Source organism: Mycobacterium sp. NGS68 (genome assembly GCF_059812195.1).
Map to the genome: position 1 here is coordinate 109,650 of NZ_JCALCE010000005.1, position 12,696 is coordinate 122,345.

General features: G+C 67.0%; 12 protein-coding genes. 6 read left to right on the plus strand and 6 right to left on the minus strand.

All coding sequences use genetic code 11. The features are described 5' to 3' along the window. Positions 1–85: 85 nt before the first annotated feature. A complete protein-coding gene (locus AC5Y5V_RS08250; RefSeq protein WP_499932676.1) occupies positions 86–778 on the minus strand; it encodes a TOBE domain-containing protein in 693 nt (230 codons plus the stop codon). 138 nt (positions 779–916) lie between these two features. Here AC5Y5V_RS08250 and mihF point away from each other — a divergent pair, with 138 nt between their 5' ends. The 5 genes from mihF to metK all read left to right on the plus strand — a co-directional run bounded on the left by mihF (position 917) and on the right by metK (position 4,940). Beyond that, a complete protein-coding gene (gene mihF / locus AC5Y5V_RS08255; protein WP_003407240.1) occupies positions 917–1,234 on the plus strand; it encodes an integration host factor, actinobacterial type in 318 nt (105 codons plus the stop codon). Positions 1,235–1,384: 150 nt separating this feature from the next. Then, the gene (gmk, locus tag AC5Y5V_RS08260) at positions 1,385–1,939 is read left to right on the plus strand and encodes a guanylate kinase (protein ID WP_499932678.1); all 555 of its coding nucleotides are present in this window, start codon (positions 1,385–1,387) and stop codon (positions 1,937–1,939) included. A 76-nt stretch (positions 1,940–2,015) separates the two neighbouring features. Further along, positions 2,016–2,348 (plus strand): DNA-directed RNA polymerase subunit omega, encoded by a 333-nt coding sequence (gene rpoZ / locus AC5Y5V_RS08265; RefSeq protein ID WP_499932680.1) that lies wholly within the window; start codon positions 2,016–2,018, stop codon positions 2,346–2,348. A gap of 20 nt (positions 2,349–2,368) precedes the next feature. Beyond that, positions 2,369–3,634, plus strand: a complete 1,266-nt coding sequence (gene coaBC, locus AC5Y5V_RS08270) for a bifunctional phosphopantothenoylcysteine decarboxylase/phosphopantothenate--cysteine ligase CoaBC (RefSeq protein ID WP_499932682.1) — start codon at positions 2,369–2,371, stop codon at positions 3,632–3,634. Between the two features lie 94 nt (positions 3,635–3,728). Then, positions 3,729–4,940, plus strand: a complete 1,212-nt coding sequence (gene metK / locus AC5Y5V_RS08275; RefSeq protein ID WP_499932684.1) for a methionine adenosyltransferase — start codon at positions 3,729–3,731, stop codon at positions 4,938–4,940. Positions 4,941–5,019: 79 nt separating this feature from the next. Here the strand turns inward: metK and AC5Y5V_RS08280 are convergent, their stop codons facing one another. From AC5Y5V_RS08280 to AC5Y5V_RS08290, 3 genes are read right to left on the minus strand one after another with little or no spacing between them, the layout of a single operon-like run. Beyond that, positions 5,020–5,574, minus strand: a complete 555-nt coding sequence (locus AC5Y5V_RS08280; RefSeq protein WP_499932686.1) for a hypothetical protein — start codon at positions 5,572–5,574, stop codon at positions 5,020–5,022. 14 nt (positions 5,575–5,588) lie between these two features. Further along, positions 5,589–6,173 carry a pyridoxamine 5'-phosphate oxidase family protein gene (locus tag AC5Y5V_RS08285; RefSeq protein ID WP_499932688.1) on the minus strand — a complete coding sequence of 195 codons (585 nt, stop codon included), beginning with the start codon at positions 6,171–6,173 and terminating at the stop codon, positions 5,589–5,591. Between the two features lie 16 nt (positions 6,174–6,189). After that, positions 6,190–8,322: a PPE family protein gene (locus AC5Y5V_RS08290; RefSeq protein ID WP_499932690.1), complete on the minus strand. Its 2,133-nt coding sequence runs from the start codon at positions 8,320–8,322 to the stop codon at positions 6,190–6,192. Between the two features lie 185 nt (positions 8,323–8,507). Between AC5Y5V_RS08290 and AC5Y5V_RS08295 the strand changes: the two genes are divergently transcribed. Beyond that, the gene (locus tag AC5Y5V_RS08295; protein WP_499932692.1) at positions 8,508–9,869 is read left to right on the plus strand and encodes an alpha/beta fold hydrolase; all 1,362 of its coding nucleotides are present in this window, start codon (positions 8,508–8,510) and stop codon (positions 9,867–9,869) included. On the opposite strand, the gene AC5Y5V_RS08300 is transcribed toward AC5Y5V_RS08295, so the two are convergent. Continuing rightward, positions 9,816–11,300, minus strand: a complete 1,485-nt coding sequence (locus AC5Y5V_RS08300; RefSeq protein WP_499932694.1) for a flavin-containing monooxygenase — start codon at positions 11,298–11,300, stop codon at positions 9,816–9,818. The genes AC5Y5V_RS08295 and AC5Y5V_RS08300 overlap by 54 nt on opposite strands. Further along, positions 11,301–12,692: a cytochrome P450 gene (locus tag AC5Y5V_RS08305; protein ID WP_499932697.1), complete on the minus strand. Its 1,392-nt coding sequence runs from the start codon at positions 12,690–12,692 to the stop codon at positions 11,301–11,303. Positions 12,693–12,696 lie beyond the last annotated feature (4 nt).

The following is a 12,696-nucleotide window of genomic DNA, read 5'->3' on the forward strand; positions in this document are numbered from 1 at the left end:
CTGCGCTGGTGGTGGCGAGCCTGCGGACACGGCCTACATCGAGCGGAGAATCGCGCCCTCACCGCGGGCTCGACGCGGGGCGCGCTCAATCCAGCGGTTGGTCGCCCGACGTCTCGACGATGACAGCGGTGGCCTTGACGACGGCAACTGCGACGCTGCCGGGGCGCAGCTTCAGCTCCCGGGCCGCCTCGGTGCTCATCAGCGACACCACCGTGTGCGGGCCGCACTGCATCTCGACCTGGCTCATCACCGTGTCGCTGACGACCCTGGTCACCAGGCCGACGAATCGGTTGCGGGCCGAGCTGCCGACGCCGAGCGGGTTGGGCGGCGGCGCCGGCGCGTTGGCGCGGGCAAACTCGGCCAGGGTCTCGCTGGCGATGACCTTGCGGCCGGACGAGTCGAGGCCGACCGCCAGGGTGCCGTTGTTGATCCATCGCCGGACGGTGTCGTCGCTGACCCCCAGCAGCTCCGCAGCCTGACGTATCCGCAGGTTCGGCACCGGTTGATCGTAGCTTCGGGACGCCCGCGCACGCGCCTGACCGGCGCGGCGACACGCGCGACGCGCCGCGGGAATGCGTGATCCTTGGCACCACGACCCGCCATCACCTCGGCGGCGGACCGCGCTCACCGGCGGCCGACGCGCCAACGGCCGGTTCACTGCTCTGAATCCGCTGGTAGACGTGGTTTTCGGGACGGATCGGACTGGACCGACGCCGGGCGCCCGGCGGCGTGTTCGGCGCCTCCTGCAGGTCCCGCGACGGGCGGCGGTCGCCGTCACACGCTGGGCGTTTAGGGCCGTAACCAGGGGGGCGGGTTAGATTTCGTCAGGAAGCGTGAGTACGGTCGTCTGCGCTGGCTGGAGTATCCGGCCTGGACAAATGAGATCGCATAGTTAGTGATGAGAGACGGAGGAATCGTGGCTCTTCCCCAGTTGACCGACGAGCAGCGCGCGGCCGCGTTGGAGAAGGCTGCTGCCGCACGTCGGGCGCGAGCAGAGCTCAAGGATCGGCTGAAGCGCGGCGGCACCAACCTCACGCAGGTGCTCAAGGATGCCGAGAGCGACGAGGTCTTGGGCAAGATGAAGGTGTCTGCGCTGCTCGAGGCGTTGCCGAAGGTGGGCAAGGTCAAGGCGCAGGAAATCATGACCGAGCTGGAGATCGCGCCGACCCGCCGCCTGCGTGGCCTGGGCGACCGTCAGCGCAAGGCGTTGCTGGAAAAGTTCGGCTCCGCCTAACCCGACCGGCCAGGAGCGCCGGTGAGCGCCGGCGGGGGACCGGGCACAGCACGTGGCGATCGGGAGCGCGGCAAAGCCGGGCGAACCGGGTCGCCACCATCAGGACGTGGCGATTGGCGAACCGGGTCGCCACCATCGGGACGCGTCGTCGTGCTGTCCGGTCCCTCCGCGGTCGGTAAGTCGACCGTGGTCAAGTGTCTGCGGGAGCGGATCCCGAACCTGCACTTCAGCGTCTCGGCCACGACGCGGGCGCCGCGGCCGGGCGAGGTCGACGGCGTCGACTATCACTTCGTCACCCCCGCCCGCTTCCAGCAGCTGATCGATCAGGACGCGTTCCTGGAGTGGGCCGACATTCACGGCGGTCTGCAACGCTCGGGCACTCTGGCCCAGCCGGTGCGGGACGCCACCGCGGCCGGCGTCCCGGTGCTCATCGAAGTCGACCTGGCCGGTGCCCGGGCCATCAAGCGGGCGATGCCGGAGGCCATGACCGTCTTCCTGGCTCCGCCCAGCTGGGAGGACTTGGAGTCCAGGCTGGTCGGTCGCGGCACCGAGACTCCGGAGGCGATCCAGCGCCGCCTGGACACCGCGCGCACCGAACTGGCAGCTCAAGGCGACTTCGACGAGGTCGTGGTAAACGGCCGATTGGAGTCTGCGTGCTCGGAATTGGTATCCTTGCTGGTTGGAACTGTGTCCGGCCCGGCGTGAGCCGCCAAACCTGACCGGATCCAGATTTTCCTAGCCGTTAACCCAACGCTCTTACGCTGCCCAGGAGATTGACTTCGTGAGTATTCCCCAGTCCGACTCGTCGCTGGCCGCCATCGGTGCCGTGGATCAATTCGATCCGTCGGCCGGTGGGCAAGGCGCCTACGACACCCCGCTGGGCATCACCAACCCGCCCATCGACGAGCTGCTGGACCGCGTGTCCAGCAAGTACGCGCTGGTGATCTACGCGGCGAAGCGGGCCCGGCAGATCAACGACTACTACAACCAGCTCGGCGAGGGCATCCTCGAATACGTGGGTCCGCTGGTCGAGCCCGGACTGCAGGAAAAGCCGCTCTCGATCGCGATGCGCGAGATCCACGCCGACCTGCTCGAGCACACCGAGGGCGAGTAACAGGCAGGGCCGGGCGCGCTGTGGACGACCGTAATCGGGTCTCAAAACGGGTTGTCGTCGGAGTCTCCGGAGGCATCGCCGCGTACAAGGCGTGCACGGTGGTCCGTCAGCTCGCCGAGGCCGGTCACGAGGTTCGGGTCATCCCCACCGAATCCGCCCTGCGCTTCGTCGGCGCCGCCACCTTCGAGGCGCTCTCCGGTCAGCCGGTGCACACCGGCGTCTTCCAAGACGTTCCCGAGGTACCCCACGTTCGGCTCGGCCAGCAGGCCGACCTCGTCGTGGTGGCGCCGGCCACCGCGGACCTGCTGGCCCGCGCGGTCCACGGGCGCGCCGACGACCTGCTAACCGCCACCCTGCTCACGGCGCGATGCCCGGTGCTGTTCGCGCCGGCGATGCACACCGAGATGTGGTTGCACCCGGCCACCGTCGAGAACGTGGCCACGCTGCGCCGCCGCGGTGCGGTGGTGCTCGAGCCCGCGTCGGGGCGGCTCACCGGCGCCGACAGCGGCGCGGGTCGCCTGCCCGAGGCCGAGGAGATCACCACGCTTGCCCACCTGCTGCTCGAGCGCGGTGACGCCCTGCCCCACGACCTTGCGGGCTGCAAGGTGCTGGTGACCGCCGGCGGCACCCGCGAGGCGATCGATCCGGTGCGCTTCATCGGCAACCGCAGCTCCGGCAAGCAGGGGTACGCGGTGGCGCGGGTGGCCGCGCAGCGCGGCGCCGAGGTGACGCTGGTCGCCGGGCACACCGCGGGCCTGATCGACCCGGCCGGCGTGGAGGTGGTGCACGTCAGCTCGGCGGAGCAACTCGGGAACGCGGTTTCCAAGCACCTGTCGGACGCCGACGTGCTGGTGATGGCCGCCGCGGTCGCCGACTTCCGGCCCGCGCAGGTGTCGGCCGCCAAGATCAAGAAGGGCCCCGACGAGCGCGACGAGCCACCCACGATCGAGTTGCTGCGCAACGACGACGTCCTGGCCGGCGCGGTGCGGGCGCGCGCGCACGGGGAACTGCCCAACATGCGGGCCATCGTGGGGTTTGCCGCCGAGACCGGCGACGCCAACGGCGACGTGCTCTTCCACGCCCGGGCCAAGCTGCGCCGCAAGGGCTGTGACCTGCTGGTGGTCAATGCCGTGGGTGAGGGCAGGGCCTTCGAGGTGGACAGCAACGACGGCTGGTTGCTGGCTGCCGACGGGACCGAGTCGGCGCTGCAACACGGCTCCAAGACGCTGATGGCCAGTCGTATCGTGGATGCGATCGTCACGTTCCTGCACGGCGAAACCGGATAACGGCCTGGTAGGACGCCCGGCTTTGGCCGGTTCAGTCGAGGGCGATTAAGATAATTTGCCTATCTAAGTTTACGAAGGACGGAAGGATGACAGAGTGAGCGAGAAGGGTCGGCTGTTTACCAGTGAGTCGGTGACCGAGGGACATCCCGACAAGATCTGTGACGCGATCAGCGACTCCGTCCTCGACGCGCTTCTGGCGGAGGACCCCCGCTCACGTGTCGCGGTAGAGACGCTGGTCACCACCGGTCAGGTGCATGTGGTCGGGGAGGTGACGACGCTGGCCAAGGAGGCCTTCGCCGACATCACGAACACGGTGCGGGCCCGAATTCTGGACATCGGCTACGACTCGTCGGACAAGGGCTTCGACGGGGCGTCGTGCGGGGTGAACATCGGCATCGGCGCGCAGTCGCCCGACATCGCCCAGGGCGTCGACACCGCGCATGAGGCGCGCGTGGAGGGCGCCGCGGACCCGCTGGACTCGCAGGGCGCCGGCGATCAGGGCCTGATGTTCGGCTACGCGATCGCCGACACCCCGGAACTGATGCCGCTGCCCATCGCGCTGGCGCACCGGCTGTCGCGGCGGCTGACGGAGGTCCGCAAGAACGGCACGCTGCCCTACCTGCGCCCAGACGGCAAGACGCAGGTCACCATCGAGTACGAGGACGACGTCCCGGTCCGCCTCGACACCGTCGTCGTCTCCACCCAGCATGCCGACGGGGTCGACCTCGAGAAGCAGCTGGACCCCGACATCCGTGAGCACGTGCTCAAGACCGTGCTCGCCGATCTGGCCCACGAAACGCTGGATTCGTCGGCAACGCGGGTGCTGGTGAACCCGACCGGCAAGTTCGTGCTCGGCGGCCCGATGGGTGACGCCGGCCTGACGGGCCGCAAGATCATCGTCGACACCTACGGCGGCTGGGCCCGCCATGGCGGCGGCGCCTTCTCCGGCAAGGATCCGTCCAAGGTGGACCGCTCCGCGGCGTACGCGATGCGCTGGGTGGCCAAGAACATCGTCGCCGCGGGTCTGGCGGAGCGGGTCGAGGTGCAGGTGGCCTACGCCATCGGCAAGGCGGCCCCGGTCGGCCTGTTCATCGAGACCTTCGGCACCGCGATCGTGGACCCGGTCAAGATCGAGAAGATCGTGCCGGAGGTTTTCGACCTGCGGCCCGGCGCCATCATCCGCGACCTGGACCTGCTGCGCCCGATCTACGCGCAGACCGCCGCCTACGGGCACTTCGGCCGGACCGACATCGAGCTGCCGTGGGAGCAGCTCAACAAGGTCGACGACCTCAAGCGCGCGATTTAGCTTCCGCGAGCAGACACAAAAGCCCCCATTTCGTGCCGAAATGCGGGGCTTTTGTGTCTGCTCGCGGGACTGCGCCGCATCAAAACGTCCGGCTGCCCTGTGGGGACAGCACGAAGCCGTGCCCTTGGGCCGGAGAGTCTCCGTCCAGGCACGCCGTCATCGTCGATGTCACCGCACACGTCAGGCGCGACGAATCGGTGTAGACGACTTTGCTGTCGGGGGGCAGCAGGTGGTAGGCGGCAGGATCGACGATCCCGCCGTCGTGCACGCCATTCTCGTCGACGGTCTGATATCTCTCCATCGACGCCAGGTCGATGTTGGAGAAAGTGCTCTCGGGCGCTGCCCGCCCCCAATTGCTCACCGCCACATGATTGAACGACGTGCCCGGCAGGTCTCCCCAGCAGCCCAGCATTTTCGCGGCGGCCTTGTGGACGTACTGCATGCGACACCGGTAACCGCCGGGCGTGACGAACTGCACGCCGCTGGTCATATACGAGTGGAAGGTCGTGTAGTCCTTGGCGTTGACGGTCGCAAACGTGCTCAGGTCGGGAAACGGCGGCGGGTCGGCCGACGCCGGCGGGACGGCCGCCGCCGAGGCCGCCAGAAGAACGGCTGCGCCTAACTTCGCTCTCACCGACCCGCCGAGCGTCATACCGGCGTTTGGCCCGTAACCGGCGGCAGCGGGTGGTCGGCGTCGAGCCCGGGCAGGCCGTCGATGCTCTTCTGATTGCGGCCGACGCTGCGCACGTAGGCCTCGGCGGGCTGCTTGCTGTGATAGGCGTCGAGCACCGGGCGGTCCTCGACCAGTTCGTAGTAGGGCACCGCGAAGCCGCAGGCATCGGCGATCCGCTCGACGTCGACGACGATCGCCGCCCGCACACCCGGGTGCAATCGTGCGAAATGCGAGCTGACGCGGTCGAATTCGCCGTCGTCGGGCCGAACCGCGCGCCCGCTGCCGAACAGCCGCAGGATGCGCGAGTTACGCGTGAACGAGCAGAACATGATGGTGATGCGGCCGTTGTCGCGCAGGTGCGCAATGGTTTCGACGCCGCTGCCGAACAGGTCGAGGTAGGCGACGGTGTGGTCGTCCAGCACGGCGAACGTGTCGGCGTAGCCCTTGGGCGAGAGGTTGACCCGGCCGCCCTCGGACGGGGCGGTCGCGACGAAGAACATCGCCTGCTCCGCGATGAACTCCCGCAGCGAGTCGTCGATACGCGAAAACTCCTTCGCCATCGTCCGAGCCTAACGGTCAGTGGAACCAGCCCGACTCTTGGTTCTGCGCGTTCAAAAAGCCCGATACCTGGTTGCCCAGGTTCGCAAAGCCGGAGGTGAAGGTCTGCACGGCTCCGTTCAGCGTCGCGGCGTTGAACAGGCCCGAGAGGTATTGGCCCGAGCTGTTGGCAAAGCCCGACATGTAGGCGGGGCCGGTGTAGGTGGGGCCGGTGTTCCGAAAGCCCGAGCTGTAGGCCCCTGCGGTGAGGAGACCGGAACCGTAGTCGCCGTGGTTTTCGTAGCCGGAGGAGCCGATGGTGCCGTAGAAAGTCTTACCGCCGATGATGCGAATGATGTCGTCGCCGGAATCGATTCCGGAATTGTTGAAACCCTGGTTCGCAAACCCCGACTGGTTGACACCCCCGTTGCCGAAGCCCGCGCCCGAGTTGGAAAAGCCGGAGTTCAACACGTTTTGGTTGTAGGGGCTCATCGGACCGGTATTGAGGCTGCCCCCGTTGAGGAAGCCGGTGTTCACCCCGCCGGCATTGAAATGACCGGTGTTGATGTCGCCGGCGTTGAAGCCGCCAGAGTTGATGCTGCCGCCATTGAAGCTGCCGAAGTTGGTCGAACCCGCGTTGAAGTTGCCCGTGTTGGTGTGCCCGGAGTTGAACAAGCCCGTGTTGGTGTTGCCCGAGTTGAACAACCCGGTGTTGGTGTCGCCCGAGTTGAACAGGCCGGTGTTGGTGTCGCCCGAGTTGAACCAGCCGGTGCTGTAGTTGCCGGAATTGGCAAAACCCGTGTTGAGGTAGCCCGAGCTGCCGATGCCGCTGTTCCAGGTTCCCGACGTGCCGAACTCGAGGCTGAGTGGCCCGACGCCCTGGCCGGAGTTCGCGATACCCCAGTTGCCATCGCCGGAGTTGAAAAAACCGATATTGTTGTCGCCGGAATTGAACAAACCGATATTCCCGCTGCCGGTGTTCAGGCCCTTCAAATTGATGCCGACCTGGTTGTCGCCCGTCAGCCCTATTCCGAAATTGTTGTTTCCGCTGTTGCCCAAGCCGACATTATTGTTTCCGGTATTTCCATAACCGATATTCGCGTTGCCGAGATTGCCGCCGCCGTAATTGCCGGATCCGGTGTTTCCGCTGCCAATGTTCGAGCTGCCGGTGTTCCCGAAGCCGAAGTTGGCGTCGCCGCTGTTCCCGCCACCCACGTTGGTGCCGCCGGTGTTGCCGGAACCGAGGTTTCCCGAACCGGTGTTTCCGCTGCCGAAGTTGGTGTTGCCGATGTTGCCCAGGCCGAAGTTGGTGTCGCCGGTGTTGCCACTGCCCACATTGAAGCTGCCGTGATTGCCGCTGCCCAGGTTGTAGCTGCCGACGTTGCCGCTGCCGGCGTTGAAGTTTCCCGCGATCGGAGTCGTCGATTGGCCTAACCCGGAGCTGCCATTTCCGCTGCCCAGGTTGCCATTTCCGAAGTTGCCGCTGCCGACGTTGTAGTCACCGACGTTGCCGCCGCCCAGGTTCAGGCTGCCGACGTTGCCGAGACCCAGGTTGTGGCCGCCGACATTGCCGAGGGTCAGGTTGATGGTGCCGTCGAGGAAGGGAATGTTGATATAGATGCCGTTGGACGCCGCCGTCACCGCCGCCGAAGCGGCCGGAGTGGCCCGCCAGGGCGTCAACGCTGCGATCGCCGCCGACGCGTCGGCGTAGTAGCTCGACATCGCGGCCACGTCGACGGCCCAGATCTCCTCGTAGACGGACTCGGTGGCGGCGATCGCCGGCGCGTTCTGGCCGAATAGGTTCGAGACGACCAAGGACACCAGCTGAGATCGGTTGGCCGCCACCACTTCCGGGTGTACCGTCGCCGCGCGCACCGCATCGAACACGTCGGCAACCGTCTTGGCTTGACTCGACGTCTGCTCGGCTTGGCTCGCTGCGGCGCTCAACACCGCGGCATATGTCTTCGCCACGCCCGTCATCGCCTGCGCCGCCGGGCCCTGCCACGCGTGACCGGTCACCGTCGCGATTACCGAACCGAAAGACCTTGCAGCGGTGGATAGCTCGTCGGCAAGGCCATCCCATGCCGCGGCCGTTGCCAGCATCGGAGCTGCTCCGGGGCCGGTCCAGATCCGACCTGAATTGATCTCAGGAGCGAGGCTCACAAAATTCATATTCCGGCTGGCCTTTCGCGAGGGATTCCAGGGCAGACTTCAGGCAGGCGATCGTACGAAGGGAATCGCGCCGAAAAATCCGTTTTCCCGAGTTCGCCGCAGAAAATGCGTGAACACGCGCGGCGTAGGTTGCATATCAATCAAAGGGCATGCCGAATGCGGCCATTCGGCAATGATGAGTGGCGATGTCCGGAATTCTCGCGCCGAATGTTTGGACCGCCGAGGTGGTGAGCGTCGCCGATGGCGGGCGGTTCCGCGTTACGCGGGGAGGCGAGCGTGGCGGGATGCCGGTTGTGCTGCTCCCCGGGATGTTCGACAACCGGCGCCTGTATCTGTGGCCGGGCGGCGGCGGGCTGGCGGACACGTTGGCCGGGGCGGGCTTCGAGGTATGGATCGTCGAGCGGCGCGGGGCCGGCGGAGTGCCCCTGACCGCCGGGGTCCGCGCCGGTTGGGAGGAGATGGTCCGGGTCGATCTACCCGCCGTCCAGCAGCTTGTCGCCGCGGAGACCGACGACCCGGCGTTCTGGATGGGCCATTCCTTCGGCGGTGTCGCACTGGCCCGCGCGGCCGCCGCCACCATGCGGCAATCCCTGATCGCGGGGCTGGTGCTCGTCAACTCCGCCACCGAGATTCCGTTGCTGGCAAATCCGATCGTCAACGCGACGCTATGCGCCCGCAGGTGGGGTGAACTGTTCCCGGCGCGGCGGCTGCGGCTCGGCCCGGAAGACGAGCCGGTCGCCGCGCTCGCCGACGCGATCGCCTGGGGCGCCGGGGAGCGGCGCCAACTGCCGGCCGCGCCACGTGTCGTCGGCGTCCCGGTGCTCGCACTGACCGCTCCGCGCGACGTCATCGCCCCCGCCTCGCGGTGCGACCGGTTGGCGCGGCAGTTCGGCGGTGTGGACGCGCGGGTGCAGTCGGCGGCGCGCCGGCAGGGATTCGCCCGCAATCACACACACGAATCGACGCTGCTGCATCCCGCTGCCGGCACGGACGTGTTTCCGTTCCTGCTTGATTGGCTCAACGCCCGGACCGGCAGGACGACCCCGTCCACCGCGGTCGACGTCGTGGGCCGTCATCGGCGCCGGTTCACCGTCGAACTCGACGCGCCGATCGAGCACGTCTTTGCAGCCCTCAGCCATCACTGGTCGGCGTTATGGCCGGTGCGCCAGCGACGAGTGCGCAGCGGGGTGGACCCCGCCGACCCCGATGGCCTGCGCTCGGTGCGGGCGCAGCGCGTGCTGGGGATGTGGCCGATTCAGGAGGAGATCGTCGGCTATCGGCCGCCGCGGCTGATCGAGTACCGCACCGTTCGCGGCCCGATCCGCAACCACCTCGGCCGCATCGAACTCACCCCCGTTGGCGACGGCACCCGACTGGATTACCGCATCGCGTTCGATACCCTCGCCTGGTTTCCCGGCCGCCTGCTGGCAGCTGCGCTCGAGGTGACATGGCGGCGCTTCAGCATCCGCCGGCTGCGGCGCCAGATTGCGGCGCTAGGCCGTGAAACTGTAGTCGTCGAGGTCGAAACGTCTGCTGCGCAAATATGATTCGACCGTTGTCGTGGGGCGCAGTGGGACATCGCCGTTCTTGTCGAAGTAGTAGCTGTTGGCCAGCCGGCAGCTGTCCTGCCAGAACACCTGGCGGTGCCGGCGGCGCATCACCTCGGCGAAGTAGCGGTCGTTGGCCTCCGGGGTCACCTCGATGCGGCCCGCGCCCACGCTGCGGGCCCTTTTCAGGCACCGCAGGATGTGGTGGGTCTGGGTCTCGATCAGCGCGAAGTACGACGAGCCGACGTAGCCGTACGGCCCGAACACGGTGAAGAAGTTCGGGTAGCCGGGGATGCTGACGCCTTCGTAGGCCTGGATTCGGTGCGTGTCCCAGAACCGGCTCAGCGATTGCCCGCCGCTACCGGTCACGGGATAGGTCAGCACCTCGTCGGTGTCGAGGACCTTGAAGCCGGTGGCCAGCAGCAGCACGTCGACGTCGTGGTGGGTGCCGTCCGTGGTGGCCACCGAGGAGGGTGTGATCTTGCCGATCGGGGTGGTCACCAGGTGCACGTTGTCGCGGTTGAACGTGGACAGATAGGTGTTGTGGAACCCCGGCCGCTTGCAGCCGACCGCGTAGCGCGGGGTGAGCTGGTCGCGGACCTCGGGATCCTTGACCTGCTGGCGCAGATACCGCTTGCCCAGCGCCGCCATGTTCTTGGCCAGCGGGAACACGGTGAAGTAGTGCGCGGCGATGGGGAAGGTGGCCTCCACGTAGGCCTGGCTGAGCAGCCGCTGGACGGCCTTGCCGCCGGGAATCCGCATCGCCCACCGCGCGAGCGCGGGCAGTCGGACGTCGAACTTGGGGAAACACCAGATCGGGGTGCGCTGAAACACAGTGAGCTGGTCGACGATTGGCGCGATCTCGGGGATGACCTGCACGGCCGAGGCCCCGGTGCCGATGATGGCGACCCGCTTGCCGGTCAGATCCTGGCCGTGATCCCACCGCGCGGTGTGCATGGTCAGGCCGGCGAAGTCGTCGACACCGTCGATGTCGGGCAGCTTCGGCGTCGTCAGCACGCCGCAGGCGTTGATCACGAACCTCGCGGTGATCTCACCGCCCGGGTCCGTCTGCAACCGCCACAGCTGGTGCTCGTCGTCGAATTCTGCGCTGCAGACCTTGGTGCCGAAGCGGATCCGGGAGGCCAGGCCGTACTTGTCGACGCAGTGTTCGGCGTATGCCTTGAGCTCGCGGCCGGGTGCGTAGGTGCGCGTCCAGTCCGGGCTCTGCTCGAAAGAGAACTGGTAGGAAAACGACGGAATATCAACGGCTATACCGGGATAGGTGTTCCAGTACCAGGTGCCGCCGACCCCGTCGCCGGCCTCGATGATCAAAAAGTCGCTGAATCCCGCCCGGTCGAGCTGGATCGCGGCGCCGATGCCGGAGAACCCCGCCCCGACAATCAGCACCTCGTGATCGGGCTGCACACTCATTCAGCGTCTCCTTCCGACGACATGCACCCCGTGCTTGGGGCGCAGGGTCAGCGTCGCCTCGGGTTCGACGCGATGGCCGGAAGCGAGGTCAAAAGTAAAGCGCTGACTCATGATTGAGGCTATCAAGACCATCTCCATCATTGCGAAACTCTGGCCGATGCAGATGCGACGGCCGCCGCCGAACGGCAGGTAAGCCGATCGCGGACGCGTGCGGTCGCCGTGCAGGAAGCGGTGGGGATCGAACGTTGCCGGGTCGGGCCACCAGCGCGGATCGTGGTGAATGTGGTGGATCGGAATGATCACGGTAGTGCCGCGCCGAATATGGTGACCTCCGACAACGTCGTCTTCGGTCGCCCGCCGCGCGACGATCCACACCGCCGAGTAGTAGCGCAGCGATTCCTGCAGGCACGCGGTGGTCCAGGGCAGTCGGCCCAGGTCGTCGGCGGTGGGACGGCGGGTCCCGAGCACCTCGTCGATCTCGGTGAGCATGCGGTCGCGGGCTCCGGTGTTGCGGGCCATCAGATACCAGAACCAGGACATGGCGTTCGCGGTGGTTTCATGTCCGGCGAGCATGAACGTCAGCGCCTCGTCGCGAACCCGTTGACGCGGCCATGTTCCACCGTCGGCGCTTAGCAGCACGTTGAGCAGGTCGGCGGACTCAGTCGGGTGCGCCAAGCGCTGGTCGATCACCGCGTTCACCGAACGGTCCAGCGTCAACACGATGTCCTGCATCTCGCGCAACGGCGGTGGCAGGTGCACGCCGGAGAAGACGCACCAGTTCAGCGCGTCGTAGACGGGACGCGGCATCAGGCCCCACAAACCGAGTCGCTCCAGCTTCTCGGCGCGCCGCATCCCCCTGGTCGCCAGGTCGTTCATGCTTTGCACCAGCGGCCCGAAATCCTGGCTGAACAGGGCATTGGCGACCACGCGCAAGGTCACCTCGACCATGGTCTCGTGAATATCGAAGTGATCGGCCCCCCGTGCGTCCAGCGCGGCAGTTGTGTCGGCGATCGGTTCGATCATCAAGTCGACGAGCCCGTTGAGGTGGCGACGGGCGAAGGTCGGGTTCAGCACGCCGCGGTGGCTGGCCCACGAATCGCCCTCGTCGGTGAGCAGGTTGACCCCGACGCTTGCGCGGATGGGTTCGTATTCGGCGGACTTGACGTAGCGCAGCCGCGCCTCGTGTAATACGTGGTCGACGTAATCGGGGTGATTCAGCGAAACGAAACGCCTTCCCGCGCAACGAAAGCGCGCGATGTCGCTGCCGCGCAACCGACCCATGAAGCCGTCGCCCACGTCGAATCCGACGGTGATGGCTTCGCGCGTCATCGTCCAGGTGCTCAGGCGTCTGGCCGGTCCGCTTCGCGGCCGCTCGACGGTGAGGGTGGCCATGGGT

Excerpts from the sequence above, each read along its gene's own strand:
- AC5Y5V_RS08285 (WP_499932688.1), bottom strand. The coding sequence starts at position 6,173 with ATGGCGAAGGAGTTTTCGCGTATCGACGACTCGCTGCGGGAGTTCATC.
- AC5Y5V_RS08300 (WP_499932694.1), bottom strand. The coding sequence starts at position 11,300 with ATGAGTGTGCAGCCCGATCACGAGGTGCTGATTGTCGGGGCGGGGTTC.
- AC5Y5V_RS08290 (WP_499932690.1), bottom strand. The coding sequence starts at position 8,322 with ATGAATTTTGTGAGCCTCGCTCCTGAGATCAATTCAGGTCGGATCTGG.
- AC5Y5V_RS08305 (WP_499932697.1), bottom strand. The coding sequence starts at position 12,692 with ATGGCCACCCTCACCGTCGAGCGGCCGCGAAGCGGACCGGCCAGACGC.
- AC5Y5V_RS08295 (WP_499932692.1), top strand. The coding sequence starts at position 8,508 with ATGTCCGGAATTCTCGCGCCGAATGTTTGGACCGCCGAGGTGGTGAGC.